Below are 15,155 nucleotides of genomic sequence, written 5' to 3'. Positions count from 1 at the left end.
ACTCGCGGGACCGGCGTCAGGTTCGCCAGATGAGGAGCAGCGCGCAGTCGTCGTCCCGCTCGGCGGACATCAGCTCGACCAGCTCGCGCGCGCCCTTGCGGAACCCGTTCGGGACGAGCCGCTCCGCCTCGCCCAGCAGCCGGTCGATTCCGGCGTCCAAGTCGCTTCCGGGCGCCTCGACAAGGCCGTCGGTGTAGAGGAGCAGCGCGTCCCCGGCGCCGAGCTTCCCGCGCTCCGGCAGGGCCGCGAGGTCGGGGATCACCCCGAGGACGACGCCCTTCGCCGGGCTGACCTGCCATTTTCCACTGCTCGCGTCGAACTGCACGGCCGGCGGATGCCCGGCCGACTCGACGGTGTACTCGCCCGTCGCCAGGTCGAGCACCACGTGGACGGCGGTGACGAACCCCTCGTCCCACTGCTGCCGGTGCAGGTAGGTGTTGCACGCGGGCAGGAACCGCTCCGTCGGGACCGACCCCAGCAGCCCGCCGAACGCGCCGGACAGCATCAGCGCCCGCGTGCCCGCGTCCGTCCCCTTGCCCGACACGTCCACGAGCGCGACCTCGAGCACGCCGTCGTGCAGCGCCGACACCACGAAGTCGCCGCCGAAGGACGACCCGCCCGCCTGGAGCATGACGACCTGCGAGTCCCAGCCGTCCGGCAGCTTGGGCATCTGCCCCTGACTGCGCAGCCGGTCGCGCAGCTCCAGCAGCATCGAGTCGCCGCGCAGCCCCATGACGCCGAGCTGCTGCCGCGTCCGCGCCAGCGTCACCGCGAGGACGGCCGTCACCGCGAGCGTCGCGACGATCCCGGGCCCGGTCTGGTTCGGCGCGTTCCACGCGTCGTAGCCGACCATCACGGCGACGACCCCGAGCAGGACGGCCAGGCTGCGCACCCGGAGGAGCAGTCCGCCGCCGAGCAGCGTCAGCACGAGCGCGCCGGACGGCGACCAGCGCTGCGACTCGACCGCGCCGAAGCCGAGGACGATGGCGAACAGGGCGAGGCCCGCGAAGAGGTAGCGGTCGCGCGACTGGGTCCCCCGCCGCAGCCACCTGTAAAGCGCCACGAGCACGGGGATCCTTCGCAGGAACGCGCGTACTCGCGGCGGAAGCAGGTGCACCAGACGTTGAAGCATGACGTTGGCACTGTACCGAGCATCGGCACGAAGGGCCCGACATCCGCGCCCGCCATGACCGATCGCGACGTCCGGGCGACGCAGGATCACCGAAACGCGATCATCGGACCGTCCACCCCTTGCGGCGCCCCCCGCCCGCAGGTGTCCAATGGGTGAACGCCCGACATCAGGAGCCGCGATGTCCCAGCCGAGCATGCGCATCACCGTGGACGCCGCCATGCGCGCCCGCGACGTCTCCCGCCCCGTCCCGGAGGGCGTCCAGCCCCCGGCCACCCCCGCCAACGCCCCCGCCGACCCGCCGCGCCAGTCCCGCGCCGCCAAGAACGAACGCCGCCGCTTGGAGAAACGAGGCGCCCGCCCGCCCCTCTGACCCCTCGGCCCGGCCCGCGACACGGGCCTCGACCAGGTCGTCCACCTCGCGCCGCCCGCCCTTCCTGACGTGCGCGTACACGCCGTCGCCTGCAACGAAACGGATACTCAGCGTGGTCGCTCAACTATTATAAGCAACAGACGGTCGGTTCGTTGATCGTCACGCATCAGAGGAGTTCGCATCAACATGAAGCCGCAGACGTCGCCCGAACCGGATCCGGCCCTTTCCCGGGACGACCACCACGCGGCGGGCTGGTGGCGGCAAGAGGTGTTCGCGGACGACCTGGCGGCCCGCGCGGACGATACTCCGGACGCTCCCGCGTACGTGAACCATCGGCGAGGCGAAACGGTCACAGTCACCTTCGCGCAGCTGGCGGAGTGGGTGGAGCGCCTCGCGGCCGCCCTGCGGGCCCGGCGGGTCGGCCGCGGGGAGGTGGTGGCCTTCCAGCTCCCGAACATCTGGGAGACCGCCGCGCTCTGGCTGGCGTGCGGACGCGCCGGAGCGGTGGCGGCCGCGCTCCCTCCGCGGCTCGGACGCGAGCAGCGCGACCTCGCCCTCGGCGCGATATCACCGGCGCTGCTGGTGGGCACGGACGGGAGGCTTCCCGACCGGCTCGAGAACGGCGCCCCCGTCGGCAAGCCCGTCGCCCTGGACGAGCTGGTCGCCGAGGCCGCCGTCCAGACCAGGCCCGTCGAGCCGCTGTCGCCCATCCACGCGGACAAGGTGTGCCAGCTGGCCTTCACGTCCGGCAGGGCAGGACGTCCGAAGGCGGTGGCGCACACCTTCAACACCCGGTACGCCGCCCTGCGCGTGGCGATGCGACTGGTCCCGTCCGACACGGCGACGGCCGCGATCGCGGACCTGACCGACACCGTGGGCCTGATGTTCACCACGCTCGCGCCCCTGATGACCGGACGGCCCTCGGTCTTCCGCGACGACGACGACCTCCAGGGCTGGCTCGACCTGCTCGCCGACCAGCGGGTGGGATGCGTGGTGTCCACACCGTCCGTCCTGGACGACCTGGTCACCGCCCGGACGCGCCGCCAGGACCGCCTACCGGGCCTTCAGCAGGTCGTCAGCGTGGGCGACCGGCTTCCCCCGCGGCTCGCCGCGCGACTGCGCACAACGCTGGCCCCGCACCTGGTCAACGGCTTCGGCACCACCGAGACCGGCATGCTCACGGCGTCCTCGCCCGCGCTGGACATCGCCGAGGAGACGCTCGGCCGTCCGGTCGAGGGCGTCCAGGTCCGCCTGCGTCCCGAGCGGAACCCCAGGGCCGCCGACCTCGGCCGCCTGGAGGTCCGGTCGCCGGGACTGTGCCGCCGCGTCATCGACCTGCGGACGCGCGAGCAGGTGTGGTGCGCCGACGACGGCGACGGCTGGTACGGCACCGGTGACCTGGTCGAACGCGACGTGGAGGGGCGCCTGCGCCACCTCGGCCGCGCCACCGTGGAAACACCGATGGGCTGAGGGGGCCTCCCGGCCCGCCTCAGCCCATCAGCCCGTGACGAATCTGGTGTCGGATCAGGACTCGGGCGGGAGGGGCGGAAGCTCGCCCGTGTTCTCGAACTCGCTCAGCATCGTGATGCGGCGGGTGTGGCGCGGCTCCTTGGAGTACGGAGTGCCCAGGAACAGTTCGACGAAGCGCGTGGCGTCCTCGACGCTGTACTGCCGCGCGCCGAGGCTGATGATGTTGGCGTCGTTGTGCTCGCGGGCCAGGCGGGCGGTGTCGTCGCTGAAGACCAGGGCCGCGCGGGCTCCCTTGATCTTGTTCGCGGCGATGGCCTCGCCGTTGCCCGAGCCGCCGATGACGATGCCCAGGGAGCCGGGGTCGGCGACGGTCCGCTCGGCGGCACGCAGCACGAACGGCGGGTAGTCGTCCACCGCGTCGTAGACGAACGCACCGCAGTCGACGGGCTCGTGGCCGTTGTTCTTCAGCCAGTCGACCAGGTGCTCCTTCAGCTCGTACCCGGCATGGTCGCTTCCAAGAAACACGCGCATGCGCCGATTCTCGCAGGTCGTGAACGATCTTGAGACGGCGGTGAGGGATTTACGCCGGCGGACCCGGTGACCCCTCGTCCTCCCCCTCGGCCGGGGCCGTCGGCGTGGGCGAGGGAGCCGGAGCGGGCTGCGGCATCGGCGCGGGCGGAGCGGGCGGCGGGACGTTGGGCGCCCACTGCGGGAATCCGGGCGGAGCGTACGGAGCGGCGGCAGGCGGCGCCTGCGGATACCGGGCGGGCGGCTGGCCGGCGACAGGTGGCTGCGCAGCGGCGGGCCCCGGCCCCATGGCGGGCCCCGGCCCCATGGCGGGCCCCTGCCCCATGGCCGGTTGCGGACGCTTCTGATTGGCACGGAGGAAGACGACGCCGAGGAGCGCGCCCACCCCCGCCACCCAACCGAACCAGAAACCGAACTCGGTGCCGTTGGCGACTTCCCGCCAGACCAAGTTGTTGAACAGCGGCAACCCGCCCGTGCTGGTGTAGATGCCGCTGGTGTTGCTGTAGAAGAGGCCGCGGACCAGGCCGGCCAGGCCCGAGGCCATCACGGTGGCCCACCAACCGAGGGGGAGAGCCGCGAACGGACCGCTTTCCGTGCTGAGGGCCCGGGCGCCGCCGAAGACCAGGGCGGCCAGGACGAGCAGGAGGAGGAACGTCGAGAGATCCTGACCGAAGATCATCTCGCCCGCCTTGTCGCTCAGGCCGCGCCTGTCGCCGATCCCGTCGGTGAAGCGCCAGGCCGGGTTCTGGCCGACCGTGATCAGGTGACGGAAGCCGCCCATGTCCACGTTGTGGAGCGACTCGTCCCTCAAGGTCGCGTCGACGACCCATTGGTTCCCGAAGACCAGGACGTACAGGACGGTCGGCACCAGGGCGCCGACCGTCACGACGAGCATCCGCCGGACGGTCATGCGCGCACTGTAACTCTGACCACTCCGGCACAGCAGCCCTTTCCGGGCGTGCGGAACGGGCCGGTTCAGGCCACGTCGAACGGGTTCAGGCCGGGTAGCGGAAGTCCCGGTCGACCTGCCGCTCCAGGGACTCGGCGGCCGCGGTGTCGGGCAGGCTCCGGGCGTACCGGCGATGGAACTCGACGGCCTGCCGGTGGTACCGGGGCCAGTCCTTGCGGCGGGCGTCGACGGCGGCGAGCATCCAGTCGAGCGCGGCCTCGTTCGCCGACTCCAGGTCCACGCCGTACCGGCCCTGCTCCAGGGCGCGGACGGCGGCGGACTGCCCGACCCAGGTGAGCAGGTCGTCGCCGACCTCCTCGCGCAGGAAGGCGATGTCGCCGTCCCCCTGGATCTTGTTGCCGACGACGGTGACGGCGACGTCGTGGTCGTCGGCGAACGCCTTGAACTGCCGGTAGACGGCGACGCCCTTGCGGGTGGGCTCGGCGACCAGGAACATCAGGTCGAACCGGGTGAACAGGCCGGACCCGAACGCGTCGGCGCCCGCCGTCATGTCGACGACGGCGTACTCGCCCGGCCCGTCCACGAGGTGGTTGAGGTAGAGCTCGACCGCGCCGGTCTTGGAGTGGTAGCAGGAGACGCCGAGGTCGTCGTCGTTGAACCCGCCGGCGACCAGCAGGGTCGCGCCGTCCACCTCCTCCCCGAGGGCGTGCACCGGGTCGTCCCCGGCGAGGGACAGCAGCCGCGAGCCGGAGCCGGGCGGGGTGGTCCGGACCATCGCCGACGGCGAGGGGATCCGCCAGTTCCGGCCGCGCAGATGCGTCCTGACCTCCGGAAGGCGGTCGCCGAGCGCCGGGATCTTGGCGGCCACCTCCGCGTCCAGGCCGAGCGCGACCCCGAGGTGCTGGTTGATGTCGGCGTCCACCGCGACCACGGGCAGGGCCCGCTCGGTGAGGTGCCGGACGAACAGTGCGGCCAGGGTGGTCTTGCCGCTTCCCCCCTTGCCGACGAGCGCTACCTTCACGAAATGCCCCCGATGCCCCCGAAACGGATATGAAAACCGTTGCCACTTGCGGAGGGCCGAGTCTGGTCCAGTGGCGATCAAGAGGCAAGGAGAATCCCCGGGCACCCCGCAGGACGCCGCTCACACCCGCCGCTCCCGCGCAAGCGGATGCCCGAATCCCGGGTGAATGTCACGGTCCGAGGTATTGCAAATCTCTTGCAACTGCGTAGATTTGGCCACAGCGGTGACCATGCGAGAAAGGCGGACCGGATGAGTGAGAGCGGCGTCGGGGTGCGGCGCTCACTCGGCGCGGGCGAGTGGGGACGGCTCGGCGGAATGGCCGCCTTCATCCTCGCGCTGCACGTCGTCGGGTGGGGGATCCTGCTCCTGCTGGTGCTGCCCGGTCACTACCGGCTCGGGGACGGCAAGCTGTTCGGCATCGGCGTCGGCCTGACCGCCTACACGCTCGGCATGCGGCACGCGTTCGACGCCGACCACCTCGCCGCGATCGACAACACCACCCGGAAGATGATGAACGAGGGCAAGCGCCCGGTGTCCATCGGCTTCTGGTTCTCGCTCGGGCACTCCTCGGTCGTGTTCGTCTCGTGCGTCCTGCTCGGACTCGGCGTGAAGGCGCTCGCCAACGGCATCTCCGACGAGAACTCCGGCCTGCACCAGATCACCGGGACGATCGGCCCGACGGTCTCCGGCACCTTCCTGGCCGCCATCGCGACCATCAACCTGGTCATCCTCGTCGGCATCATCAAGGTGTTCCGGAGGATGAAGGCCGGCGAGTACGACGAGGCCGCGCTGGAGGACCAGCTCAACAACCGCGGCTTCATGAACCGGATCCTCGGCCGGTTCACCCGGCTCATCACCAAGCCGTGGCAGATGTACCCGCTGGGCTTCCTGTTCGGGCTCGGCTTCGACACCGCCTCGGAGATCGCGCTGCTCGCGCTCGCCGGAAGCGCGGCGGCGGGCGCCGGACTCCCCTGGTACGCGGCGCTGTGCCTGCCGATCATCTTCGCCGCCGGCATGTCGCTCTGGGACACCATCGACGGCACGTTCATGAACTTCGCCTACGGCTGGGCGTTCTCCAACCCCGTCCGCAAGGTCTTCTACAACATCACGCTGACCGGCGTCTCGGTCGTGTTCGCGTTCGTCATCGGCGGCACCGAGCTGCTCCAGGTCCTCCAGGACCGGGCCGGGCTCACCGGCGGCTTCTGGGACTGGATCGGACGCCTCGACCTCAACATCGCCGGGTTCGTCGTCACCGGCCTGCTGCTCGTCCTGTGGGCGGGCGCGCTGCTCTACTGGAAGCTCGGCCGGGTGGAGGAGCGCTGGTCCGCGGGGCTCGCCGAAGCCGACGGTGAGCCCGCGCGAACCGGCGCCTGACCGGGCCGCCCCCGAGCCCGGCCTCCGTCCGCGCGCCGCGGATCAGTCGAAGATCGGGTCGCGGGTGCGGGTGCGCTTGAGCTCGTAGAAGCCGTCCACGGACGCGACCGCGAGGACGCCGTCGAAGAGCGTCAGCGCCTGCTCGCCGCGCGGGATCGGCGTGACGACCGGGCCGAAGAACGCGTGCCCGTCGATCTCGATGACCGGGGTGCCGACCTCCTGGCCGACGCGGTCGATGCCGTCCTTGTGGGACGCGCGGACGGCCGGGTCGAGCGAGGCGTCCTCGGCGGCCGAGGCCAGCTCCGGGTCCAGGCCCGCGGCGGCCAGCGCCTCGCGGAACAGCTCCGGGCTCCACTCGCGGCCCTCGTTGTGCCGGCGCGTGCCGAGCTCGGTGTAGAGCCGTCCGACCGCCTCCGAGCCGTACCTCTCCTCGGCGGCGATCGCGATCCGCACCGGGCCCCAGCCGCGGTCGATCATGTCCTTGTACTGCTGCGGGACGTCCTTGTCCTCGTTCAGGACCGACAGGCTCATCACGTGCCAGCGGACGTCCAGGTCGCGGTGCTCCGCCACCTCGTGGATCCACCGCGACGTGATCCACGCCCACGGGCACAGCGGGTCGAACCAGAAGTCCACGCGCTGGGACATCGTCATCCCTCCTCAGGGGCAGGCGAAAGCTCGTCATCGGCAACCCCGGCCCGTCCATCCGCATTCCCCGCGGACGGCCCCGCCGCGGCGCCGTGACCAGCGTACGGGCGGTGTCCGCGCGACCTCCCACCGCCACATTTCGTCCCGCTCTCGGCGAACAAGGCGCCCCTGGCGAACCTTGGGCGGCGCCGCCGACGCCGCAGGGCCCCGGGCATTGGTAGACATGGGGTGGACAGGGTTCTTTGACGACGTTCTTTGACCACCAGGGAGTACACGTGGCAGGCAACCTCACGCGCGACGAGGCGCGGGAACGGGCGCGGCTGCTCACCGTCGAGTCGTACGAGGTGGAGCTCGACCTGACGGCCGGCGCCGAGCGGTTCGGCTCGACCACCGTGATCCGGTTCGGCTGCGCCGAGCCGGGCGCCTCGACCTTCGTCGACCTGCACGGCGGGGTCGTGCACGAGGTGACGCTGAACGGCCGGGCGCTCGACCCGGCGTCCTACGACGCCGAGAAGGGCCGCTTCCCGCTGCCCGACCTCGCCGCCGACAACGAGCTGCGGATCGCGGCGGACGCGACGTACTCCAACTCCGGCGAGGGCCTGCACCGCTTCGTCGACCCGGTCGACGGGTCGGTCTACCTGTACACGCAGTTCGAGACGGCCGACGCGCACCGGATGTTCACCTGCTTCGACCAGCCGGACCTCAAGGCCACCCACGAGTTCACGATCACCGCCCCCGAGGACTGGCAGGTCGTGTCCAACGAGGCCCCCGACAAGGTCGCGGGCAAGGTCCGGCACTTCCCGAAGACGCCGCGCATCTCCACCTACATCACCGCGCTCGTCGCCGGGCCGTACCACGTCGTCCAGGACGAGTACCGGCGCGCGGACGGCTCGGTCATCCCGCTCGGCGTGTTCTGCCGCGCGTCGCTGGCCGAGCACCTGGACGCCGACGCGATCGTGGACGTGACCCGCCAGGGCTTCGCGTTCTTCGAGGAGGTCTTCGGCCGCCCGTACCCGTTCAGCAAGTACGACCAGCTGTTCGTGCCGGAGTTCAACGCGGGCGCGATGGAGAACGCGGGCTGCGTCACCTTCCTGGAGGACTACGTCTTCCGGTCGCGGGTCACCGACGCCGCCTACGAGCGCCGCGCCGAGACGATCCTGCACGAGATGGCGCACATGTGGTTCGGCGACCTGGTCACCATGCGCTGGTGGGACGACCTGTGGCTGAACGAGTCGTTCGCGACGTTCATGAGCGTCCTGTGCCAGTCCGAGGCGACCAAGTGGAAGGGCGCCTGGACGACGTTCGCGAACCTGGAGAAGGCGTGGGCGTACCGGCAGGACCAGCTGCCGTCCACGCACCCGATCTCGGCCGACATCCCCGACATCCGGGCCGTCGAGGTCAACTTCGACGGCATCACCTACGCCAAGGGCGCGAGCGTCCTGAAGCAGCTGGTGGCCTACGTCGGGCGGGACAACTTCCTCGAGGGCGTCCGGCACTACTTCGACCGGCACGCGTGGGGCAACACCGTCCTGACCGACCTGCTCGGCCCGCTGGAGCAGACGTCCGGCCGTGAGCTGACGTCCTGGTCGAAGGAGTGGCTCGAGACCGCGGGCGTCAACACGATGCGTCCGGCGTACGAGCTGGACGCGGACGGCAACTTCACCTCGTTCGCCGTATTGCAGGAGGCCAAGGCCGACTACCCGACGCTGCGCTCGCACCGCCTGGCGATCGGCCTCTACGACCGGACGCCGGACGGCATCGTCCGCCGCCGCCGGGTCGAGCTGGACGTCGTCGGCGCGCGCACCGAGGTCCCCGAGCTCGTCGGCGAGAAGCGCCCGGACCTGGTCCTGGTGAACGACGACGACCTGACCTACACCAAGGTCCGGCTCGACGACCACTCGCTGCAGACCCTCGTCGACGGGATCGGCGACATCCGGGAGAGCCTGCCCCGCGCGCTGTGCTGGTCGGCCGCGTGGGACATGACCCGCGACGCCGAGATGGCCACCCGCGACTACGTCCGGCTCGTCCTGTCCGGGATCCGCGGCGTCACCGACATCATGGTCACCCAGACCCTGCTGCGGCAGGCGCGCACGGCCGTCCAGCAGTACGCGGACCCGGCGTGGCGTCCCGAGGGCCTGCGCCTGATGGCCGACGCCCTGCACGACCTCGCCCGCGAGGCCGCGCCCGGCTCGGACTTCCAGCTCGCCTACGTCCAGGCGTTCACCGCGGTCGCGTCCTCGGCCGAGCACCTGGCGTACGTCAAGGGCCTCCTGGACGGCACGCAGGTCCTCGACGGCCTCACCGTCGACACCGAGCTGCGCTGGACCCTCCTGCGCCGCCTGGTCGTCACCGGCGAGGCGGGCCAGGCCGAGCTCGACGCCGAGCTGAAGCGCGACCCGACGGCCGCGGGCGAGCGCCACGCCGCCGCCGGCGCCGCCGCCATCCCGACCGCCGAGGCCAAGGCCGCCGCCTGGGACAAGATCGTCTCCGGCACGCTGCCGAACGCCGTCTTCCGCGCCACCATCGGCGGCTTCGTCGACCCCGACCAGACCGAGCTGCTCGTCCCGTACGTGGACAGGTACTTCGCCGAGGTCGGCCGCGTCTGGAAGGAGTGGTCGAGCGACACGTCCCAGACGTTCGCCGAGGTCGGCTACCCCTTCCTCGTGATCGACCAGTCCACCGTCGACCGCACCGAGGCGTACATCGCGGACGAGAACCCCCCGTCCGCCCTCGTCCGCCTCCTCTCCGAGGGCCGCGACGGCATCACCCGCGCCCTCAACGCCCGCGCCAAGGACGCCACCGCCTCCTAACGCACCCACAAAAAGGCCGCCCGGCACCCGCCGGGCGGCCTTTTTGTGCGGTCAGTCGTAGACGTATGTGCGCTGGACGGAGCCGGACGTCATGCCTCGGCCTTCGCGTTGGCGGCGGATGGCGTAGGCGCCGGAGGCGATGCCGGAGGCGCCGTGCTCGGGGTGCATCAGGTGGACGGGCTGGTCCGCCCAGAGTACGCCGAGGGCGAGGCCGGTGCGGTCGCGGACGTCCTCGGTCCAGCGGCACGTGTGCGGCTCGGCGACGAGGGTGTGCGGGTTGCCGCCGGCGCCGCCGCGGAGCACCTCCACGCCGTCCGGCGGGACCGGGCGCCAGCGCGCCCACTCCAGGACGGTCACGGCGCCGGCCAGATCTTCGAGCGGGACGATGAGCAGGTCGCCCTGGGCCTGGAGGCCGTCGAGGACGGGGATCGCGACGTCCATCTCGAGGTGGTCGAGGACGTCCAGGCCGCTCTGCCGTGTGAGGTCGGACAGGGTGAGGGTCATGGGCATCACCTTGGGAGGTCTCAGGTCCGGCGCTGGAGCCGGGCGTACTGGTCGGAGTCGAGGCCGTAGGTCCAGGCGGCGGCCGCGAGCGGGTCGGGGAGGTCGGCCGGGACGGTCAGGCCGTACCGGCGGCGGGTGCCGTCGCGTTCGAGGGATCCGTTGACGGCGACGAGCAGCCGCGCGGGGCTGCCCCACGTGTGGCTCGGCAGGTCGAACAGGCACAACTCGGAGGCGGGGTTGCCGGGGTCCGGGGCGGTGCTGAGGAGCCGGAGGCCGGCGGCCTCGATGTAGGCGTCCCAGCCCATGCGTTCGATGGCGCAGCGGCGGACCTCGATGTTGAGTTCGGCGGCGATGCGCCCGGGGGTCGGGTCGGTGACGACCCATTCCGGGACGCGGGTGCCGTTCACCGCGTGGAATCCCCACCCGTCGGCGTAGCGGACGGCCGGGCCGTCGAGGCTGTGGAGACGCCGTCCGCCGTCGGGCGCGGGTTCGGAGCGGACGTCCACGGGACGCTCCGACACCACGCACACGTCGTCGCCCGGCCACCACCAGCCGCAGGACCGCGCGAGCGCCATCCACACCTCGAGCTGCTCCACCTCCTCCGGGCGGAGGCGCAGCAGCCCGCTGCGACGCCAGATGTCGTACTCGCCGACCTGGTGGGCGCTGTGCTGGCCGTAGCAGGCGTACCCGAACGGGTCGCCGGCCTCCGATCCCAGGACGTCGCGGAGCGGGAAGAGCAGCGAGTCCCGGACGGTCCGGGCCAGCGCGGGGATCACCGCTTCGGAGACGACCAGCCGGACGTCCGTGCCCTGCCGGACGGCCTGCTCCGGCGCCTCCCTCCGCCAGGGGTCGGAGAGGAAACGGCTCAAGCGCTGGTGCTGCAGTCTCAGCGCCTCGCCCATGCGGAGGCTCAGCCGCGCGTTCAGGGCCGAGATGAGGCTGGCCGCGGGCCAATCGTCGCGCTGGCGCGGCAGCTCGTCGTAGCGGGGCGGGGGCATCTGCCGCACGGAGGCGCCAGCGTCACGGACAGCGGCCGGGGACGGCACCCAGACGAAGCGGGGCGTGGGTCTGCGGACGCGTGCGTACAGCTCGGAGATGGCCGCTTCGGCGGCCGGACGGTCCGCGGGGAGGGCGCAGAGGCCCTGTTCGATCCATTCGTCGCGGATCCGGATCGCCTGGCGCACGTTGTCGAGTGCGTCCAGTCTGGCGTCCGCCGCGGTTCTCTGGTCGCCGCGCGTGCGCGGCGTGGGGTGCGTCATCGCACCGGGGCGTCAAGCCCCCTTCGGTTGATCACGAGCCGATGGTGACACGGCGGCCGCGGGAGGGCAAGGGCCCGCGGTGGCGGAGGTTTTCCACGGACGGGCGGGACCGGGCGGGGAAATCGCGTGGCAGAGTGACGGGGTGGAGACCGCGCGGGACGTGCTCAGGGTGTTGGCGAAGCGGCAGGCCTTCGGAGATCTGGAGGCCTTGACGACGGGAGGCCGGGGGCCGGTCGCGCCGCTGTGCGCGTTCGGGCAGAGGGTGCTCGACCTGGACGCCGAGGACTTCGGGATGCCGGAGGAGGCCGGGGAGGTCCCGAAGGACCTGCTCGACCGAGCGCGCGCGAGCCGGATGCCGCAGACGGCCAAGGAGCGGCCGCGCGGAGCGCTGGCGAGCCTGCGTCCGGCGTACCGGCTGCTGCTGGAGGTCATCGAGATCCGGTGGCGGCGGCGGGAGATGGCGCCGCTGGTCGCGGCCGTCCACATCGCGAGCGAGTACGCGCCGATGCTGGCGTGGGAGCCGGTGCTCGGGCACGCCGGCGACCCGGCCCTGATCGGACGGTCGGTGACCGGGCCGGGCAGCCGCTTCGGGGTGCCGGTCGAGCCGGGTTCGGAGCGCAACTGCGACCACACCCGCCCGGAGCGGTCCGCGTGCGAGCGGACGCTGCGGGTCGCGCACGAGCCCGGACCGGGCTGGCGCGCCTACCTGGACCGGCAGCACAGCCAGGTCGCGCGGGCGCTCGGCGACTGCGCGGCGCGCTGCCGGACGCCCTGCAGCGTGATGACCCGCATGGACGAGGACACCCGGCGCGACCTGGTCGACCGCTGCCGCCTCGCCGCGGACTTCGCCGACAGCGCCCTGGTGCGGCTGCGGCACGCCGCGCCGGTCGGGCACGGCTTCGGCGTGCCGTCGCCGGAGGAGGTGCAGACGGCGTGGGCGCGGGCCCGGGCGTCGCTTCGGCACCAGCCGCTCGGTGAGGAGGCGCTGAAGAACGACGAGCAGGACGACTACCCGCTGCCCGGTATGCCCGGCCTGTTCTCGGCGTTCGGCGCCACCGAGCTCGTCCCCGACGACCTGCTGAACGAGGTCTCGCGCCGTCTCCTCGTCGCCCTCGCCTGAGCGGCGAGGAGGCGCCTAGGCGGGCAGGTCGTCCAGGAGGACGGGACGGCCCGACGCGTCCGCGAGCGGAACCCGCCAGTTCGGGTACTCGTCGATCGTGCCGGGCTGGTTCTGCGTGCGGCGCTCCCCCACGAGGTCGGCGAGCGAGAACCCGGCCAGGCGGGCCGGGGTGCGGCGCAGGAAACCGTGCATGGCCTGGACGACCTCGGCGTCGTGCTCGGACGAGCCGGAGTCGAGCGCCGCGAGGATCGCCGCCGGGGACGAGGCCAGCAGGCCCTCGGCGGCGAGGAGGTCGAGCCATCCGGCCAGGGCGCGGCGGTGCTCGGCGACCTCGTCCGCCAGCGGGCGGGTGAGCAGGCCGAGCCGGTCGCGCAGCGTGAGGTGGTCGCCGTGCAGCATCCCGGTGATCGGCGGCATGTCGTGCGTGCCGACCGTCGCCAGGGACGCCTCGCGCCACGCCTCCGGCCGCTTCGGACGCCCCTGGTCGTCGCGTTCGAACCAGAGCAGGGACGTCGCGTACAGGCCGCGCGCGGCGAGGTCCTCGCGGAGGCCGGGTTCGACCGTGCCGAGGTCCTCGGCGACGATCACGCCGCCGGCGCGGGCGGCCTCCCAGGTCAGCGCGGACAGCATCGCGTCCCGGTCGTAGGAGACGTACGTGCCGTCCGCCGGGGACGCGCCGTCCGGGATCCACCACAGCCGCGAGACCTGCATCGCGTGGTCGAGCCGGAGCCCGCCTCCGCGCCGGAGCGCCGCCGCGACCATGCTGCGGAACGGCAGGTAGGCGGCCTCGGCGAGACGTCCGGGGTGCCAGGGAGGCTGGACCCAGTCCTGGCCGAGCTGGTTGAACTCGTCCGGCGGGGCGCCGACGCTCATGCCGGGCGCGAACAATGTCCGGTACATCCACGCGTCCGCGCTGGCCGGGTCGACGCCGACCGCCAGGTCGTGGACGATCCCGACCGTCATCCCGGCCTCGCGCGCGGCGGTCTGGGCCGCGCCCATCTGCCCCTCGAGCCGCCACTGAAGCCAGGCGTGGAAGTCCACCCGGCCGGCGAGCCGTCGCGAGGCCCGCGCCAGGGCCCCGCCGTCGGCGTCGCGCAGTTCGGCGGGCCACGCGCGCCAGTCGGGTCCCTGCTCCTCGCACAGCGCGCACCACGTCGCGAACGCCGTCAGCGGCGCGCCCTCCTTACGCCTGAACTCCGCATACGAGGCATGTCCCTCAAAAGCCGCGTACAGGATCTCCAGGGCGCGCATCTTGGCCGCGTGGACCGCGTCCCGGTCCAGGGCGTCCAGGGTCGCGTTCCGGGCCTTCAGGGGCACGCTGAGGCGGTCCACACGGTCGCGCTCGTCCGGCGGGAGGGCCGCGCACTCCGGGACGTCCTCGATCCGCAGGTACAGCGGGCTCGTGAAGCGCCGGCTCATCGGCGAGTACGGCGACGGCCCGACCGGCGGCACGGGCTGGGACGCGTGCATCGGGTTGACCAGGACGAACCCCGCTCCCTGACGCGCGCCCCACACCGCGAGGTCGGCGAGGTCCCGCAGATCGCCCATCCCCCAGGACGCCCGCGACCGGACGGAGTACAGCTGCGCCGCAACCCCCCACGCGCGCGGCGCGGCGCCGAGCCGCTCCGGCGCGACGAGCAGGGCCGCCTCCTCGCCGCCGACGGTCAGCCGGTGCCAGCCGAGCGGCAGCTCCTCGTCGGCCGGAAGATCGAGGACTCGGCCGTCCGCCAGCTCGACCGAGCCGTCCGCAAGCGGCGGACGGCCTGGCCGCGCCACCACGACCGGCGGCAGTTTCCGCTGTTCAGCGGACTGCACCGCCAGCCCGTCCCGGACGGCCCGGGGCGTCGAGACGTCCACTCCGAGCGACGTCAGGACGGCCCGGAGTGTCTCGGCGGACACCGCTCCGCTCCGTCCCCGCCAGTCGACAAAATCCGTCGAAACATTATGAAAGCGGGCCAAAGCCCTCAAATCCCGGTCAGTCACCCCTAACCATGCCCTTGCCGGGCGGGGGC

13 protein-coding genes are annotated in these 15,155 nt (G+C 72.4%); 5 read left to right on the top strand and 8 right to left on the bottom strand.

The window, feature by feature from the left end; genetic code table 11:
- Window positions 1-16: 16 nt before the first annotated feature.
- Window positions 17-1,132, bottom strand: a complete 1,116-nt coding sequence (locus AB0L06_RS28780) for a PP2C family protein-serine/threonine phosphatase (RefSeq protein ID WP_500234240.1) — start codon at window positions 1,130-1,132, stop codon at window positions 17-19.
- Window positions 1,133-1,310: 178 nt separating this feature from the next.
- On the opposite strand from AB0L06_RS28780, the gene AB0L06_RS28775 reads away from it, so the two are divergent.
- Both AB0L06_RS28775 and AB0L06_RS28770 read left to right on the top strand, forming a co-directional pair.
- Entirely contained in the window at window positions 1,311-1,502 is a 192-nt protein-coding gene (locus AB0L06_RS28775) for a hypothetical protein (RefSeq protein WP_500234239.1), read from the top strand.
- 186 nt (window positions 1,503-1,688) lie between these two features.
- Window positions 1,689-2,972: an AMP-binding protein gene (locus AB0L06_RS28770; RefSeq protein WP_500234238.1), complete on the top strand. Its 1,284-nt coding sequence runs from the start codon at window positions 1,689-1,691 to the stop codon at window positions 2,970-2,972.
- A 54-nt stretch (window positions 2,973-3,026) separates the two neighbouring features.
- Here the strand turns inward: AB0L06_RS28770 and AB0L06_RS28765 are convergent, their stop codons facing one another.
- The 3 genes from AB0L06_RS28765 to AB0L06_RS28755 form a co-directional block, all read right to left on the bottom strand.
- Entirely contained in the window at window positions 3,027-3,503 is a 477-nt protein-coding gene (locus tag AB0L06_RS28765) for a ribose-5-phosphate isomerase (RefSeq protein ID WP_500234237.1), read from the bottom strand.
- 49 nt (window positions 3,504-3,552) lie between these two features.
- Window positions 3,553-4,410 (bottom strand): hypothetical protein, encoded by an 858-nt coding sequence (locus AB0L06_RS28760; protein WP_500234236.1) that lies wholly within the window; start codon window positions 4,408-4,410, stop codon window positions 3,553-3,555.
- A gap of 85 nt (window positions 4,411-4,495) precedes the next feature.
- Complete coding sequence (locus AB0L06_RS28755) at window positions 4,496-5,431, bottom strand: ATP-binding protein (RefSeq protein WP_500234235.1); 936 nt, start codon at window positions 5,429-5,431, stop codon at window positions 4,496-4,498.
- Between the two features lie 249 nt (window positions 5,432-5,680).
- Between AB0L06_RS28755 and nicT the strand changes: the two genes are divergently transcribed.
- A complete protein-coding gene (nicT, locus tag AB0L06_RS28750; RefSeq protein WP_500234234.1) occupies window positions 5,681-6,805 on the top strand; it encodes a Nickel transporter NicT in 1,125 nt (374 codons plus the stop codon).
- Window positions 6,806-6,847: 42 nt separating this feature from the next.
- On the opposite strand, the gene AB0L06_RS28745 is transcribed toward nicT, so the two are convergent.
- Window positions 6,848-7,456 carry a mycothiol-dependent nitroreductase Rv2466c family protein gene (locus AB0L06_RS28745; RefSeq protein ID WP_500234233.1) on the bottom strand — a complete coding sequence of 203 codons (609 nt, stop codon included), beginning with the start codon at window positions 7,454-7,456 and terminating at the stop codon, window positions 6,848-6,850.
- Window positions 7,457-7,725: 269 nt separating this feature from the next.
- Between AB0L06_RS28745 and pepN the strand changes: the two genes are divergently transcribed.
- The gene (gene pepN, locus AB0L06_RS28740) at window positions 7,726-10,260 is read left to right on the top strand and encodes an aminopeptidase N (protein ID WP_500234232.1); all 2,535 of its coding nucleotides are present in this window, start codon (window positions 7,726-7,728) and stop codon (window positions 10,258-10,260) included.
- 51 nt (window positions 10,261-10,311) lie between these two features.
- On the opposite strand, the gene AB0L06_RS28735 is transcribed toward pepN, so the two are convergent.
- Both AB0L06_RS28735 and AB0L06_RS28730 read right to left on the bottom strand, forming a co-directional pair.
- Window positions 10,312-10,764, bottom strand: coding sequence for a DUF8820 family protein (locus tag AB0L06_RS28735; protein WP_500234231.1), 453 nt, complete (start codon window positions 10,762-10,764; stop codon window positions 10,312-10,314).
- A gap of 20 nt (window positions 10,765-10,784) precedes the next feature.
- Complete coding sequence (locus AB0L06_RS28730; protein WP_500234230.1) at window positions 10,785-12,023, bottom strand: DUF6745 domain-containing protein; 1,239 nt, start codon at window positions 12,021-12,023, stop codon at window positions 10,785-10,787.
- Window positions 12,024-12,165: 142 nt separating this feature from the next.
- Between AB0L06_RS28730 and AB0L06_RS28725 the strand changes: the two genes are divergently transcribed.
- A complete protein-coding gene (locus AB0L06_RS28725) occupies window positions 12,166-13,143 on the top strand; it encodes a hypothetical protein (protein WP_500234229.1) in 978 nt (325 codons plus the stop codon).
- A gap of 15 nt (window positions 13,144-13,158) precedes the next feature.
- Here AB0L06_RS28725 and malQ read toward each other — a convergent pair whose 3' ends face one another.
- A complete protein-coding gene (gene malQ / locus AB0L06_RS28720) occupies window positions 13,159-15,042 on the bottom strand; it encodes a 4-alpha-glucanotransferase (RefSeq protein ID WP_500234228.1) in 1,884 nt (627 codons plus the stop codon).
- Window positions 15,043-15,155 lie beyond the last annotated feature (113 nt).

Source organism: Spirillospora sp. NPDC052269 (genome assembly GCF_040679435.1).
Taxonomy (GTDB): Bacteria; Actinomycetota; Actinomycetes; order Streptosporangiales; family Streptosporangiaceae; genus Spirillospora.
The sequence above is the reverse complement of the archived record's forward strand: the minus strand, read 5'-3'. Positions and strand labels throughout refer to the sequence as shown.

Coding starts and splice junctions, on each gene's coding strand:
- AB0L06_RS28780 (WP_500234240.1), bottom strand. CDS start 1,132: ATGCTTCAACGTCTGGTGCACCTGCTTCCGCCGCGAGTACGCGCGTTC.
- AB0L06_RS28775 (WP_500234239.1), top strand. CDS start 1,311: ATGTCCCAGCCGAGCATGCGCATCACCGTGGACGCCGCCATGCGCGCC.
- AB0L06_RS28770 (WP_500234238.1), top strand. CDS start 1,689: ATGAAGCCGCAGACGTCGCCCGAACCGGATCCGGCCCTTTCCCGGGAC.
- AB0L06_RS28765 (WP_500234237.1), bottom strand. CDS start 3,503: ATGCGCGTGTTTCTTGGAAGCGACCATGCCGGGTACGAGCTGAAGGAG.
- AB0L06_RS28760 (WP_500234236.1), bottom strand. CDS start 4,410: ATGACCGTCCGGCGGATGCTCGTCGTGACGGTCGGCGCCCTGGTGCCG.
- nicT (WP_500234234.1), top strand. CDS start 5,681: ATGAGTGAGAGCGGCGTCGGGGTGCGGCGCTCACTCGGCGCGGGCGAG.
- AB0L06_RS28745 (WP_500234233.1), bottom strand. CDS start 7,456: ATGACGATGTCCCAGCGCGTGGACTTCTGGTTCGACCCGCTGTGCCCG.
- AB0L06_RS28735 (WP_500234231.1), bottom strand. CDS start 10,764: ATGACCCTCACCCTGTCCGACCTCACACGGCAGAGCGGCCTGGACGTC.
- AB0L06_RS28730 (WP_500234230.1), bottom strand. CDS start 12,023: ATGACGCACCCCACGCCGCGCACGCGCGGCGACCAGAGAACCGCGGCG.